Source organism: Kitasatospora sp. NBC_00039, from assembly GCF_045160625.1.
In the GTDB taxonomy this organism is placed as follows: Bacteria; Actinomycetota; Actinomycetes; order Streptomycetales; family Streptomycetaceae; genus Kitasatospora.
The window spans coordinates 7,416,622-7,431,106 of sequence record NZ_CP108289.1 but is presented as its reverse complement, the minus strand read 5'-3'; the positions used below and the strand labels follow the sequence as shown (position 1 = coordinate 7,431,106).

12 protein-coding genes are annotated in these 14,485 nt (G+C 72.4%); 3 read left to right on the top strand and 9 right to left on the bottom strand.

Annotated features, from left to right (window positions below):
* The first annotated feature begins 8 nt into the window (after window positions 1-8).
* The gene (locus tag OG286_RS33035) at window positions 9-413 is read left to right on the top strand and encodes a nuclear transport factor 2 family protein (protein ID WP_396320969.1); all 405 of its coding nucleotides are present in this window, start codon (window positions 9-11) and stop codon (window positions 411-413) included.
* 59 nt (window positions 414-472) lie between these two features.
* Here OG286_RS33035 and OG286_RS33030 read toward each other — a convergent pair whose 3' ends face one another.
* Window positions 473-2,062 (bottom strand): tryptophan halogenase family protein, encoded by a 1,590-nt coding sequence (locus OG286_RS33030; RefSeq protein WP_396320968.1) that lies wholly within the window; start codon window positions 2,060-2,062, stop codon window positions 473-475.
* A 159-nt stretch (window positions 2,063-2,221) separates the two neighbouring features.
* Here OG286_RS33030 and OG286_RS33025 point away from each other — a divergent pair, with 159 nt between their 5' ends.
* Window positions 2,222-2,371 carry a hypothetical protein gene (locus OG286_RS33025; protein ID WP_396320967.1) on the top strand — a complete coding sequence of 50 codons (150 nt, stop codon included), beginning with the start codon at window positions 2,222-2,224 and terminating at the stop codon, window positions 2,369-2,371.
* 45 nt (window positions 2,372-2,416) lie between these two features.
* Here the strand turns inward: OG286_RS33025 and OG286_RS33020 are convergent, their stop codons facing one another.
* The 3 genes from OG286_RS33020 to OG286_RS33010 form a co-directional block, all read right to left on the bottom strand.
* On the bottom strand, window positions 2,417-4,336 hold the full coding sequence (locus tag OG286_RS33020) for a BTAD domain-containing putative transcriptional regulator (RefSeq protein WP_396325241.1): 1,920 nt from the start codon (window positions 4,334-4,336) through the stop codon (window positions 2,417-2,419).
* 241 nt (window positions 4,337-4,577) lie between these two features.
* Window positions 4,578-7,607 (bottom strand): BTAD domain-containing putative transcriptional regulator, encoded by a 3,030-nt coding sequence (locus tag OG286_RS33015; RefSeq protein WP_396325242.1) that lies wholly within the window; start codon window positions 7,605-7,607, stop codon window positions 4,578-4,580.
* 76 nt (window positions 7,608-7,683) lie between these two features.
* Window positions 7,684-8,124, bottom strand: coding sequence for a hypothetical protein (locus OG286_RS33010; protein ID WP_405359011.1), 441 nt, complete (start codon window positions 8,122-8,124; stop codon window positions 7,684-7,686).
* 315 nt (window positions 8,125-8,439) lie between these two features.
* Between OG286_RS33010 and OG286_RS33005 the strand changes: the two genes are divergently transcribed.
* Window positions 8,440-10,590, top strand: coding sequence for an MMPL family transporter (locus tag OG286_RS33005; RefSeq protein WP_396325244.1), 2,151 nt, complete (start codon window positions 8,440-8,442; stop codon window positions 10,588-10,590).
* 124 nt (window positions 10,591-10,714) lie between these two features.
* Here OG286_RS33005 and OG286_RS33000 read toward each other — a convergent pair whose 3' ends face one another.
* The 5 genes from OG286_RS33000 to OG286_RS32980 form a co-directional block, all read right to left on the bottom strand.
* A complete protein-coding gene (locus tag OG286_RS33000; RefSeq protein WP_396325245.1) occupies window positions 10,715-11,755 on the bottom strand; it encodes a polyprenyl synthetase family protein in 1,041 nt (346 codons plus the stop codon).
* Window positions 11,756-11,951: 196 nt separating this feature from the next.
* Window positions 11,952-12,164, bottom strand: a complete 213-nt coding sequence (locus OG286_RS32995) for an MbtH family protein (RefSeq protein WP_396325246.1) — start codon at window positions 12,162-12,164, stop codon at window positions 11,952-11,954.
* A gap of 73 nt (window positions 12,165-12,237) precedes the next feature.
* Window positions 12,238-12,879, bottom strand: a complete 642-nt coding sequence (locus OG286_RS32990; RefSeq protein WP_396325247.1) for a 2-hydroxychromene-2-carboxylate isomerase — start codon at window positions 12,877-12,879, stop codon at window positions 12,238-12,240.
* Between the two features lie 110 nt (window positions 12,880-12,989).
* A complete protein-coding gene (locus tag OG286_RS32985; protein ID WP_396325248.1) occupies window positions 12,990-13,715 on the bottom strand; it encodes an IclR family transcriptional regulator in 726 nt (241 codons plus the stop codon).
* Window positions 13,716-13,719: 4 nt separating this feature from the next.
* Window positions 13,720-14,466, bottom strand: coding sequence for a thioesterase II family protein (locus OG286_RS32980; protein WP_396325249.1), 747 nt, complete (start codon window positions 14,464-14,466; stop codon window positions 13,720-13,722).
* Window positions 14,467-14,485 lie beyond the last annotated feature (19 nt).

Sequence of the window (14,485 nt, the reverse complement as noted above, 5' to 3'; positions counted from 1 at the left end):
GCCCGCACATGCCCCGAGAGAACGACAACCTCGCCGTCGTCCACGCCGCCTACCGCGCCTTCCACGACCGGGACGTGACCGCGCTGCTGGCGACCATGGACCCTGGCATCGAATGGGTCCACCCCGAGGGCCTCGCCGAGTACGGACTGGGCGGCACCAAGATCGGTCACCAGGGCGTGCTGGACTTCCTGGCCAGGGTCCCGGCCGTCCTGGGCGGGATGCGACTCGAACCCCAGGAGTTCGTCCATTCCGGCGACCGCGTGGTGGTGTTCGGCGTCCGCGCCGTCACCTCACTGAGCGGCCACACCGAGACCCTGCCGTTCATCCACTCCTGGAGCTTCCGCGACGGTCGTGCCGTCCGGATGGAGGACGTCTTCGACACCGTCACGTTCGCCCGGCTGATCGACAGCTGATCCCTGACGACCTGTCCGGACGCGAGAGATACCCCCGCCGGGGCGCCTCTCGCGGCGTCTCACCGCCCGTGCAGCCGGCGCAGACACGCGTAGGCGTCGGGCAGGGTGTCCAACAGGTTCCGCTGCTGGCGCCGGACGCGGTCGAAGACCGGTCCGGCGCCACGCACCGATTCGGGCCGATGGGCGAGGGCCGGTGGCGGACCGTCGGTCTCCAGCCCGAGGCCGGACAGGACGCAGTAGTAGTCGGAGTCGCTCCACGGACTGATCGGCTCCTCCCGGCTGCGCCCGTAGTAGCGGGCCTCCTCCCCCAGCACCGATCCGGTGGTCAGCCCGGCCCGGTAGAGCTCGATCCTGGTCCCCACCCCGCCGGAGAGGGACAGCCCCCGGGCGGCGCGCCAGAACGGCGTGTCCGTCCGCGGTGAGCAGGCGTAGCGGACCTGGACGAAGTCCCGCGCCTCGTCGAACGAGCAGGCCACCGCCCGGTTGAAGCGCTCGGTCAGGACCGGGCGGAGCGGCCCGGCGGGGAAGTGGCCCACCAGCAGCTGGAGCGTACGGACCACCAGGTGCAACCCACCCACCGGGCCGGGCTCCAGCACGCCCGCCGCCGGGCCGACGGCCACGCAGTTGCGCACCCACGCCCGACGCACCCGCCCGGGGCGCTGCTCCAGGTGGTGGACCTCGGTCCGCTCCGGATCCAGTCCCCAGAGCAGGCAGAGGTCCCGGGCCGCATCCTCGCGGGTGGCGAACTCCCGCGCGTAGACGTAGTCGGCGCCCGCGCGGCCCAGCACCGGGTGGAGCCCGGCCCGCCCGGCCGGCATCGCGAGCAGCGTGCTGTGCGGCTCGATGCCCCGGCGGCGGGCGTCCGGCTGCGGGACGTTCACCGACACCGCCGCATCACAGGGCAGTTGCCCACGCAGATCGAGGAACGGCTCGGCCAGGACCTCGCCGATCAGACGGCGGCCGGGGGTGCAGTCCAGGAACAGCTGGCCGCTCAGGCGCTCGCCGGCAGTGGTGCGCAGCGCCACCAGGTCGTGGTGCCCGTCCCGCTCGACCGCGGCCAGGGCGCCCCGTGCCCGCCTCACCCCGGGCCGGGCGGTGGCGTGGCGGCGCAGGAAGCCCGTGAGCACCTGGTGGTCGACGTGCCAGCCGTAGCGGGTCGCGGGCCGGCCGTCGAACCAGCACGGGGAGCGGCGGGCGTCCAGCAGCGGGGGCTCGCGGAAGCAGGCGTAGTCGAAGGGCTCGGTGGTCTCCCCCCGGTGCCGGCGGTGCTGCCAGTAGTGCGAGAGCGGCAGCCGGTCGTGCTCGGGGAGCAGCCCGAACGGGTGGTAGAAGGCGTCGGGCCGGGCTCCGGGCAGCTCCCGGGGGCGTGCCTCGGCGGGCCCCGCGGTCCGCCAGTTCACGTACCGGTCGGCCGTGCGGAAGGTCGCCGCACAGGCCCGAACCCAGTCGGTGTCGGCAATCCCGAGGACGTCCAGGAACCCCGAGAAGGACGGGAGCACGCTCTCCACGCCGTGTCCGGAGACGTTCTCCGACTCCTCGAGAACCGTCACGGATACCGTGCCCTGGAGCTCCCGGGCCAGATAGGCCGCGCTCATCCAGGCCGCCGGCCCACTGCCGAGAACGATCACGTCCCTGATACTGGTGTCCACGTCGGAACGTTGCCCGCGAGGCCCATAGGACTCCTATAGGGAAACTGTCGGGTTCCGACAGCGGCCCGCAGAGGACTGATAGGAACGCCATAGCCACCGGCCGGATCCTTGTCTCGCGACCAGGAGATCCGCGGGATAGGACCGGAGGCCACCATGGAAATGACGACCGCTGACACCGCCGTGACCGAACGGGCGGTCCCGGACTACATCGACATCGAACTTCTTCTCAGCGACCCCGACCTGCTGGCCACGGCCGCGCCGATGCCGACCCGCAGTCTGGATGTCGGCCACGCCGGTGGCTGCGGCTGACCGTCGTCGTGCTGTGCCCTGCCGGGCAGGGCACAGCACGACGACTCAAGCGACGAGCGCGGCCGCCGGCTGCTCCCGGGCGACCAGACGGACCAGCGACGCGATGCGGTAGCGAAGTTCGGCCGGGTCGGGGTCTGCGGTCAACAGCCCGGCCTCGGTCAGCAGTTCCAGCATGTCCTCCGCCTCGCGCTCGGACGAGCGGAGCAGTACGGCGACGTCCTCGGGGGTGATGCTGTCGGCCCCGGCCCGGGCAAGGGCCCGCAAGGCGGTACGGGCGGCCGGGCGGACTCGCGACAGGTCCGCGGCCAGGCTGGCCCGGACGTCCAGCTCGCCGAGGCGCAGTTCGTCCAGCCGGTGCTCGACCGGAGTGAGGCGAGCGGCCAGCCTGGCCGTCGTCCAGTGCGGGTGGGCGGCCAGCCGACCGGCACAGATCCGCAGGGCGAGCGGCAGCCGGTCGCAGAGTTCGACGATCCGGGCGGTGGCCGCCGGATCCGCGCTCACCCGGTCCCGGCCGGCCGTGGCGAGCAGTTGGTAGGCCTCCGGAAAGTCCAGCGGGCCGACCCGGAAGCGTTGCGCCCCTTCGATCGTGCCGAGCGCGAAGCGGCTGGTGATCACGGTACGGCCGCACGCGTCGGAGGTGAGCAGCGGACGGACCGACCGCTCGTCCTCGGCGTTGTCCAGCACCACCAGGACCTTCCGGCCGGCCAGTCGGCTCCGGTAGAGGCGGACCAGTTCGTCCGGACTGTCGGGCAACTCGCGTGCGTCGGCCCCGAGGGCGCGCAGGAAGGCGCGAAGCACCTCGGCCGGGTCACGGGGGAGGCCGTCGGGTCCGCGCAGGTCCGTGTAAAGGACACCGTCGGGGAACGCCGGCCGGGCGAGGTGGCAGGCGTGGACGGCCAGCGCGGACTTCCCGCACCCGGCGGCGCCGGTCAGCACGACCGGTCCGACCGGATCCACCGGGCAGGCCAGAGGATCCTGCGACGCCCCACCCAGGGTGGCCTGCAGCGCCGCCAGGTGGCGCTGGCGCCCGGCGAAGTCGGCGACGACGGGCGGCAGCATGGCCGGCACGAGCCCGCTCCACGCGCTGGTGGGGCGCTCGGACGAGCGCTCGTCACCGGCCGGGGCCGGGACCGGGCGCGCAGCCGTCGGCCGGTCGGCGGCGGCCGGGCCGGGAACGGTGCCGGAGAGAACCTGCCGGTGCAGCTCGCGCAAGGTCGGGCCCGGGTCGACACCCAGCTCCTCGGCGAGCAGCCGTCGCCCCTGGTCGTACACCTCCAGGGCGTCGCTCTGCCGGTCGCAGCGGTAGAGGGCGGTCATCAGCTGCCCGCGCAGGCGCTCCCGGGTCGGGTGCTCGGCGACCAGCCCGCGGAGTTCGGGGACGCCCGCCCGGTGACCGCCCAGGGCGAGGTCCGCCTCGATGCGGTTCTCCAGGGCCGCGAGCCGGCTCTCCTCCAGCGCCGGAAGCTCCTTCTCGGCCAGCTGCGCGGTGACCCCGGTGAGCGGAGTACCGCGCCAGTGCGCCAGGGCGGCGGAGAGCAGCTCGGCGGCGCGGGCGTATTCGCCGGCCTCCAGAGCCCGACGGCCGGCGTCGGCGTCCCGGCGGAACTCGTGCAGGTCCACCCGGCCCGGACCGATGTACAGCCGGTAGCCGGGCGCGCGGCGGACCAGGTCGACGCGCGGGCCGAGCCTGTTGCGCAGCCGCGACGCGTAGGTGTGCAGTTGAGCGTTCCAGGTGGCCGGCGGGTCCCACCCCCAGAGCAGGGCACTCAGCCGCTCGTCGGGGAGCAACTGGCCGTCGGACAGCAGCAGGGCGGCCAGGACGGAGCGCTGCTTGGCGCCGTCCAACCTGATCTCCCGACCGTCGGCCATCGCCTCCACCGGCCCGAGGAGACGGAACTCCAGGGCGGGTACGGCCTGCCGGGTGCTCGGCTGCTCGACGGCCTCCGGGGTTTCGACGTGCGGCATGACACATCCGTTCCGCGCAGCTGACACTATGACCGCCCGACTGTACGAAGCCGTCCTTTCCCGGCCCTGTCAGTGGAGTTTCCGGCCCGGGCCGCGCGATGTGAAAGGACTTCGAAAGAGGGTCGAAATCCCCGCTCGCTACAGTCGGCGGTGGACGGGGCCCGCGAGAGTGAGGAGATCCCATGACCACCGGACACGGCGACGACCCCTGGACCGTCACCCCTTTCGGCCGCGCCGTCGGCTAGGTCCTGGCCTCCAGCAATTGCCAGAGTCGTTCGGAGACGAGTGCGCCGGCGCCTCGCACCACCCGGTCGAGCCCGGCCACCCGCATCAGCCACACCGGTGCGCCGAGCTCCTCGAACTGTCGTGCCGCGGCGGCCAGGAGCCCTGCCGCCGCCACCCGGTCCCCCGTCAGGCCCGTCACGCACGCGAGCACGGTGCGGACCCTGGCCGCCAGGAAGCGGTCCGTCACCCGGTCCGCGGCGGCCAGTGCCCCCTGCAGGACGTCGGCCGCCTCCGCCGGGCGGGCCTGCCTCCACAGTGCCTCTCCGAGGCAGCGCAGCGAGTGGGCCTCGCCGCGCAAGTCGCCTGTGGCGCGCACCAGTTCCAAAGCCCGCCGGCTCGCCTCCTCGGCCCGTTCGCCCTCCCCCTGGCTGACCAGAACCTCGGCCAGCCGGACGGTGCTCTGTGCCTCGCCCCGGGCAGACCCCAGCCGGAGGCTGACCGCGATGGCCTGTTCGGTGAGTTCCAGACCGTTGCCCGGCTCGCCGTACTCCAGCTCGATCCGGGCCAGGATACCCAGCACATGAGCCTCGGCGTAGTGGTCTCCGACCGCCCGGAAGCCGGCCAGGGATCGGTAGCCCTCCTCCCGGGCGGCGGCCAGCGAGCCCCGGTTGCGCTCGTACAGGGCGAGATTGCGCTGGACGAGCGCCACACCGCGTCGCTCGCCCTGCTCCGCGAAGAGCCTCCGGGCCGGTTCGAGCCGGGCGCCCGCTTCCGTCCAGCGGAACTGGACGATCTCCAGGGTGCTGAGCGAGTGCAGCATCGCCGCCTCTCCGAGGGCGTCGTCGGCGTGCCGGACAGCGACCAGCGCGCGCTCCGCGCACCGGCGCCAGTCCTCGAGGTGGTTGCGGTTCTGGAAGAGCGTGACGCTGGTCATCGTCAGGTCCCAGGCGAGCGCGGACTCACCGCATTCGGCCGCCTGATCGACGCTGCCGACGATCGAGGCCCGTTCGCTTTCGAACCAGGCCATCGGGTCCGCCATCAGGACACCGACCAGCTCGTCCGGCAGCCGGTGCCTCGGCCCGGGCCCGTGCACGACGGTGAAGTCGCCGCCGTAGGTGCGCCGGTGCGCCTCCTCGGCGAGGAACAGCAGCGCGCCGAACACCCGGCGCTGCGCGTCCGCCCGGGCCTGCGGGGTCTCCTCCGCCTGTGCGCACTCTGCGGCGAAGAGCCGGAGCAGGTCCTGGAAGCGGTAGCGAACGTGGCCGCCGCCCCGGTCGGCGACCACTTCCAGCAATTGGGCGTCGACCAGTTGCTCGATCAGGTCCTCGGCGTCCAGTGGGTCGACGTCCAGCAGCGCGGCGCCCACCCAGGCCGAGAAGTCGGGGAGGTTCAGCAGGCCGAGCAGCCGGTACATCCGGGCGACGTCGGCGGACAGGCCGCGGTAGCTCAGTCGGAAGCCGGCCCGCACCCCGCACGAACCCTCGCTGAGTTCGTCCAGTCGGCGGTGCTGGTCCTTCAACCGGTCCACCAGCTGTCGTACCGTCCAGTGCGGCTTGCCGGCCAACCGGGCCGCCGCGATGCGCAGGGCGAGCGGCAGGCCGTCGCAGAGCGCGCCGAGTTCGCGTACGCCCTCCGGGTCCGCCGACAGCCGCTCGCCGCCCACCACCTTGGTGACCAGCTCGGCCGCCTCGCGCTGGCCGAGCGCGCCGAGCGGCAGGTGCAGGAAGTCGTGATCACCGGCCAGGCCCTCGACCGGATGGCGACTGGTGACCAGGACGCAGTGCCGGCCGCTGCCCGGCAGCAGCCAGCGGATCTGCTCGTAGGAGCGGGCGTTGTCGAGTACCACCAGGACGCGCCGGCCGCCGAGCTCGCTGCGGAACCGGTCGGCCCGCTCGACCGGGTCGGCGGGGATCTCCTCCGCGGGTACGCCGAGGGCGCGCAGGAAGCGGTCCAGGACGGCGTTCGCGGTGAGCGGCTCCTCGGAGTCGTCGTATCCCCGCAGATCGGCGAAGAGCTGGCCGTCGGGGAAGCGCGCGGCCGCCCGGTGGGCCCAGTGCCGGGCCAGCGCGGTCTTCCCGACCCCACCGATTCCGGTGATCAGTCCGACCGGGAGCACCGAGCTGTTGCTGCGCTCGGCCAGCATTCGGTCCAGCGCGGCGAGTTCATTGGTGCGACCGGTGAAGGCGGCCACGTCGGAGGGGAGTTGGGCAGGGATCGCAGTCGCCGCGACGACCGCGGCGACCGGACCGGGTTTCGGCTGATCGATCGTCACCGCGGCGGGCGGCGCGGTCAGCCAGGACTCGTCGGCAAGTACCGCATCGTGCAACTTGCTGAGCATCGGACCGGGCTCGATCCCGAGATCGTCGACGAACAGCCGACGGGCCTCCCGATAGGTCTCCAGTGCCTCGGCCCGCCGCCCGGAGCGGTACTGGGCAAGCATCAGCTGCGCCCGGGCCTGTTCGCGGAGCCCGTTCTCCTTGATGAAGGAGCCGAGTTCGCCCACCAGTTCGCGGTGGTGCCCCAGGTCGAGCCGGAGCCCGGTGTGCTCTTCGTAGACACCCAGCCGCAGCTCGCCGAGCCGTGCCGCCTCGGCCGCCACGCGTTCGCCGACCACACCCTCCAGGGCGGCGCCGCGCCACAGACCGAGCGCCTCGTCCAGCAGTTCGACGGCCTCGACGGTGCGCCTCTGCCGCACCGCTTCCCGGGCCTGGCCCACCAGTTCCTCGAACTCGACCGCGTCGACCCGGTGTTCACCGGTCACGAGCTGGTAGCCGGGATGGGCGGTGATGATCAGGTCGTCCTGGCCGACCGCGGCCTTGAAGGTCTTGCGCAGGCCGGACACGCAGATGGCGATCTGGTTCACGAAGGTGTTCGGCGGCCGGCCCTGCCAGACCGCGTCGGCGAGGGCGTCCACCGAGACGACCCGATTGGCGGAGAGCAGCAGCATCGACAGGATGGTGCGCTGCCGCGCCCCGGAGAGCGGTACCGGCCGGCCGTCCACCTGGACGTCCAGGGGGCCGAGGATCCGGAATACCACTTGGTGCATCAGCCGCCTCCCCTCGGCCAAGGCCGTACGTTTTCGATCTTGCTACTGCGCGTTGTTCGTACCAGTGGGGCCGCTTTCACGCCAAGCGGCCTCGCAGGAAGCTGTCACGCCCGGCCCGGCCGCGGGCGGGACGCGACGCGCTCCCAACGGGCCGCGCCGGCTGACCGCCCCGCGCCGTCCGGCCGGCCGGACGGCGGCGGGCCGCCGGCACCAGGCCCGCGGCCGGGACGGCCACCTCGTCGGTGGTCGGACACCCGTGCACCACCCGCGACTTCGGGTCCGGCGCGGCTGCGGGGTCGTCCCGGGCGGTCACGGCGGCGGCGTTCCCGTGCGTGCGGCACGGCAGCAGCCCGCGCTCGGCGGACAGCATCTCCAGCGCGACGAGCATCGCGCGGGTCCCGGCCGGGTCGATCACGTCGTCCACGAGGCCGCGCTCGGCCGCGTGGTACCGGTGCATCAACGAGAGGAGGTAGCGCACCTCCTCGATGCAGGACTGCTCCTCGACCCGGTCACGCACGGTGGACGCAGTACCCGGCACCGGCCATCCCCCCTGAACGCTCGACAGTGACTCGACGGTAGGCGGGGCCCGGCCCGCGCCACCATGGTCCACCCCCTGGCCGTCCGCAAGCTGAACCGTCCACGACGGACAAGCGGAACGATCCGGGCCTAGTGGCCACAAGCTGCCACGGCGCGGGTGCCGACGAGGGTCACGGTGCAATGCTGCAGCCTCACCCTCTGCGATCGCGAACTTTGATCGCGCACCATCCACCGGTTCGGATCGCCCGCCCGACATCACCCCTGATGCCGGGGCTTTCGAATGCCAAGGAGTGTCATGTTCACACGGATCGGGCGGTTCGTCGTCCGCCGGCCCTGGCTGGTCGTCGCAGCCTGGCTGATCGCGGCGGTCGCGCTGACCGCGCTCGCGCCCAAGCTCAAGTCGACCACCGACCAGGCCGAGTTCCTTCCCTCGCACTACGAGTCGGTCCAGGTGGCCGACGTGCAGAAGCGCGCCTTCCCCGGGCCCGACCAGCCCGCCGCGATCGCCGTCTTCAAGCGCACCGACGGCGCCGCGCTCACCGACGGCGACAAGGCCGACCTGGCGAAGATCGCCGCCGGGCTGGAGGCCAAGCAGTACGCCCACCTCAAGAAGGTCCAGAGCGACCCGAGCTCGATCTCCCCGGACGGCCGGATCGGCCTGGCACAGGTCTATGCGGACCTCAAGGACTCGTACGACGAGGCCGTCACCAACGACGTCAAGCAGTTGCGGCTGGACGTCAAGGAGCTCCTGAACGGCACCGGCCTCAAGGTCGGCGTCACCGGCGACGCCGCCACCGCGCTGGACGCCCAGGACTCCGGCGACAACACCGACGGCATGATCATGATGGCCACCCTGCTGCTGATCATCATCCTGCTCGGCGTCATCTTCCGCAGCCCCCTGATCGCGCTGCTGCCGGTGCTCGTGATCCTGATGGTCTACCTGACCGCGACCGGGCTGATCGCCACTGCCAGCTCCGCCTTCGGGATGACCGCCGACTCCTCCGTCTCGACCATGCTGATCGTGGTCCTGTTCGGTGTCGGCACCGACTACCTGCTCTTCCTGCTCTTCCGTTACCGCGAGTTCCTGCGAGCCGGGATGGAGCCGCGCCCCGCGATGGCCGAGGCCGTCGCCAGGGTCGGCGAGACCATCGCCTCCGCGGCCGGGGCGGTGGCGGTGGCCTTCCTTGCGCTGACCCTCTCCACCATGGGCATGCTGCGCGCCATGGGCCCGTCGCTTGCCATCGCCGTCGGTGTCAGCATGGTCGCCGGCGTCACGCTGGTGCCGGCCGTGTTCGCTCTGCTCGGCCGGGCCGCCTTCTGGCCTTCCAAGGCCTGGAAGCGCGAGCCGAAGAACGCCCTGGCCCAGAAGGTGGGCGGCCTGACGGCCCGCCGCCCGGGGCTGGTCGCAGCGGTCTCCGGTGGTGTGCTGGTGGTGCTCGCGGCCGGCGCCCTCGGGTTCAAGGCCGACTTCGACAGCGGCTCCTCGCTGCCGAAGAACCTGGAGTCGGTGCAGGCGATGGACGACCTGCAGGGCGGCTTCTCGGCCGGCCGGGCCCAGCCGACCCTGGTGTTCCTGGAGAACACCGGCGGCGGCAAGCTGGCCGAGGACCAGCTGACCGCCTACCACGACAAGCTCGCCTCCATCAGCGGTGTCGCCCAGGTCGACCCCGCGGTGGGCTCGGCCGACGGCACGGTCGCCCAGTTCAGCGTCTCGCTGGTCTACAAGCCGATGGAGGAGAAGGCGATCGACCTGGTCGACGGCTCACTGCGGGACCAGGCGCACGCCGCCGCACCGACCGGTACCCGGGCCCTGGTCGGCGGCATGACCGCCGTCATGGGTGACATCCGGACCGCCACCAACCACGACTACACCGTGGTGTTCCCGGTCGCCGCCCTCGCCATCATGCTGATCCTCGGCCTGCTGCTGCGCAGCGTGGTCGCACCGTGGTTCCTGATGCTGTCCGTCGGCCTCGGCTTCGTCGGCACCCTCGGCGCCACGGTCTTGCTCTTCCAGGGCGTCAAGGGCACCAACGGCGTCATGTTCAGCCTGCCCATCCTGGTCTACCTCTTCGTGGTCGCCATCGGCACCGACTACAACATCCTCATGATCGCGCGCTTGCGCGAGGAGATCCGCGGGGGCACCGACCCCCGGGCGGCGGTCAAGCACGCGGTGGCCCAGTCCGCTCCGACCATGGGCGCCGCGGCGGTCATCCTGGCCGGCACCTTCGGTGTCCTGATGCTCGCGGACAACTCGATGCTCCAGCAGATGGGCTTCGCGGTGGCGTTCGGCATCCTGCTCACCGCCTTCGTCATGGCGCTGTTCCTCGTTCCCGCCACCACCACGCTGCTCGGCCGCCGGGCCTGGTGGCCGGGTCTGAAGGACGAAGCGCCGAGCCCGGCCGGAGAGGAGCCCGTCCTGGTCGGCAGTGGCCGCACCACGGGCTGACCTCGTCGGCGACGGCGAAGGGGCCGCCGGGTCGGATTCGACCCGGCGGCCCCTTCACGTGCGAGCAAGCGCTGTGGCCCGTCCGCAAACCGCCGCCTGCCGGGCGGGGGTTTGCGGACGGGCCCTACGCGGTGCGGTGTTCGACCAGTCCGACCAGGCTTTCCAGTGCGGCCCGGGCCGGGAGGTCCGGCAGGGCGGACAGCGCGTCGCGGGCGTCCGTCGCGCAGGAGTGCAGGAGTTCCCGGGCCCGGGCCTCGGCGCTGGAGCTGCGCAGCAGCTCCGCCGCGCGGCGGCGGTTGCGCTCGTCGGCGAGAGGGCCACCCTCCAGCAGCCTGCGCAGCTCGGCGGCGCGCGGCCCGTCCTCGCTGAGCGCCAGCAGCACCGGCAGGGTCCGCACCCCGACGGCGAGGTCGATCCCGGCGTCCTTGCCGGACTCCGCCGGATCCGCAACGAAGTCCAGTAGGTCGTCGGAGAGTTGGAAGACTATGCCGAGCTGCTCACCGTACTCGGCCAGCGCCCGGACGGCCGGTGCGGGCGCGCCCGCCACCTCGGCGCCCAGGCGCAGCGCCAGGGAGATGAGCGAGGCCGTCTTGTCGGCGATCACCGCGAAGTGGTGGGTCAGCGGGGACTCCCCCGCCGCCGGCCCGGTCAACTCCCGCAGCTGGCCCCGGACCAGACGTTCGGCGGCGCCGCCCTGCATCCTGATCACGTCGTCCCCGAGGCCCGCGGCGAGCCGGCCGGCCCTGACCAGCAGTCGGTTGCCGAGCAGCACCGCCGTCCGGTTGCCCCAACGGGCCGGGGCGCTCGGCACGCCGTGCCGGCTGCGGGCGCCGTCCATCACGTCGTCGTGGTGCAGCGAGGCCACGTGTATCAGTTCGACCATAGCGGCGGCGTCCAGGACCTGGCCCGTCCGGCCGTCCTCGGCCCCGGCGCCGAACTCGGCCGCGAGCAGCACCAGCAGTGGCCGCAACCGCTTTCCGCCGGCCTCGATCAGGTATCGCGACCGCTCTGCGACCAGCGCGTTCGGTACATCGGCCGCCGTCTCGCGCAGGCGGGTCTCGGCGTCGGCCAGGCCGCGGTGCAGCCGGGCGGTGAGCCCCGGGTCGGCCAGGGCCAGGCGGGCCACGAGGGAGTCCGGCCGCGGCTCGGCGGTCAGCGTGGTCATCGTTCCTCCGGGCAGAGCGTCAGCACGATCGTTCGAGCCCGACCCTAGGTCCCCACACGCGGGACCGGCCGTCTTCCCCGCGCAGGCTGGCAACAAGCTGTCAGCGGGCAGACGGCAGGCCCCGGTCCGCGTGGGGTCGGACCGGGGCCTGAGTGCGTGCCGCGGCCCTGGGGAGCCGCTGTCAGGTGATCGAAGGTCAGGCGCCCATCGCCTCGACGAGGCTCTTCGGGCGCATGTCCGTCCAGTTGGTGTTGATGTAGTCGAGGCAGGACTCGCGGCTCTCCTGCCCGTGCACGACGGTCCAGCCGGCCGGGACCTCGGCGAAGCCGGGCCACAGCGAGTGCTGGTTCTCCTCGTTGACGAGGACGTAGTAGGAGGCGTTGTCGTCCTCGAACGGGTTGGTCGCCATGATCGATCGGACTCCTGTCGGTTGGTTGCGGATGAAACGGGCGTCGGCGTCGGTTGACGTCGGCCGACGTTGGTCAGCGGGCGGCCGCGGTGGCGGCCGCCATGCGGTGGCGCACCGCGGAGACGAATCCGGGCAGCCGGTCGATGCCCCAGAAGCGCTGGTAGCCGTCGATGAAGTACGGCACTCCGAACACCCCGTCCCGATAGGGGGCGTTGAGCGCCTCCAGGCCCTGGGCGCGCACCTCCGGGTCCTGCCACGCGTGGCCCAGCACGGCCGGATCGAGGCCGATGCCCGCACCGATGCCGGCCACGACCTCCGGGGAGGAGATGTCCAGTCCCTCCTCCCACCTGGCCCGGTAGGTCTCGTCGATGAACTGCCGGCCACGGCCGTGGTCCCTGGCCACCAGGTAGGCCAGGTGCGAGACCTCCCAGTTGGGCGTGCGGTCCACTGGCCAGACCATCTGCAGGTCGCGCTCGACGGCCAGCCGGCGGACGTCCTGGAGGACGTAGAGGTACTTGTCGCGGGACAGCTCCACGTAGGGCAGCTGTACCCCGGAGGACTCCAGGTGGTCGTGGTGGACGTCGTCCGGCTCCCAGAACGGCAGCCAGTCGATCGCGTCCGCGACGTCCGGATACCGGGTGATCAGATCCCGGTACGCCATCCACGAGTACGCGCTGCCGAACGAGAAGTACCAGCGCGGCGGCTTTCTTGCCATCACTGTCTCCAAGGAATTCGTCATGAACAGCCGAACGGATTTCTATCGATTTCCCGAGGGAACGGGCAAGACTTTCTGCAGCTAACTGTCAGGAGTGAGCGGCCCGCCGATCAGGTAAGCCCGGTCTCGAGCCCGGCGGCCGCGTCGATCAGCAGACCGCCGTACTGCCGACCCGGTGCCCGGGACATCAGCGTGACCGGCCCGTCCAGCACGAGCGCGGCCACCACCTGCCCGGCGGCCCCGCGCACGGGCACCGCGGCCGCGCCGAACCCCAGCTCCCCGACCCCCAGGCTCTGCGCCCAGCCCTGTCGGCGCACCTTGGCCAGGGTCACCGCGCCGAAGCCCGCTCCCCGGATCGTCTCGGCGATCGCGTGCGGGTCCTCCCAGGCCAACAGCACCTGGGCGCCCGCACCGGCCTTCATCGGCAGCGCCACGCCCTCCGCCGACCGGGCCTGCCGCCCGGTGCCCGGGCCCTCCGCCGTGGCCACGCAGATCCGCAGGCTGCCGTGGCGCCGGTAGAGCCGCGCGCTGGCCCCGGTACGCACCCGCAGCTCCGCCAGCACGCGACCGGCGCTGTGCAGCAACCGGTCGCGGCACGCCTCCTCGGCCAGCTCGCCGATCCGCGGGCCGATCAGGAACCGTCCCCGGGCGTCGCGGGTCAGCAGGCGGATGTTCTCCAGGGCGAGCGCGAGCCGGTGCACGGTCGCCCTGGACAGACCGGTGACATCGCTCAGGGTCCGCAACGAGGCCGGGCCGTCGGCCAGTACGCCGAGCAGCAACGAGGTCTTGTCCAGGACGCCGACGCCGCACCTCGGCTCCGAGATCACGGTGCCCATCGCGTCACGCGATCCGTGCGGCGAGATCGCGCACCAGCGCGTCCCGCTGGTCCATCAGGTAGAAGTGGTCACCCGGGAACACCGTCAGGTCGAAGGAGGCGGTGGACACGTCCACCCAGGCCGCCATGTCGGCCGGCGTGATCTCGTCGCGGTCGCCGACGTAGCCGACCACCGGGCAGTTCACCGGGCGCGCCGGCCTCGCACGGTAGGTGCCGACGATCTCGAAGTCGGCGCGTAGCGCAGGCATCACCAGCTCGTACAGGTCCGGGTCGCGCAGCAGTTCCGCCTCGGTGCCGCCGAGCCTGATCACCTCCTCGATCACGGCTTCGTCGCCGCCGAGGTAGGTGGACCTCGGGGTCACCTGGTGCGGTGCCTTGCGGGCCGACACGTACAGCCCAGCCGGCTGGACGCCGTGCTCCCGCTCCAGCTTCAGCGCCACCTCGTAGCCGAGCGAGGCGCCCATGCTGTGGCCGAACAGGTGCACCGGCAGATCGAGGAACGGGAGCAGCGCCTGGGTGACCGCCTCGGCTAGCTCCGCCATGCTGGTGATGCAGTCCTCGGCGATCCGCTCCTGCCGGCCGGGATAGCGGGTCGCAAGCACCTCCACCCCGCCGCCGAGGTGGTCCGCCCAGCCGTGGAAGGCACTGGCGGTCCCGCCCGCGTGCGGCAGGCAGACCAACCGTTGGACGGTCCGGCCGTCCGACTGCGGGTAGCGCCGGAACCATCGGCTTTCGACTGCGCTCTTGATCATCTCTCCCTCTCCTGTCCGT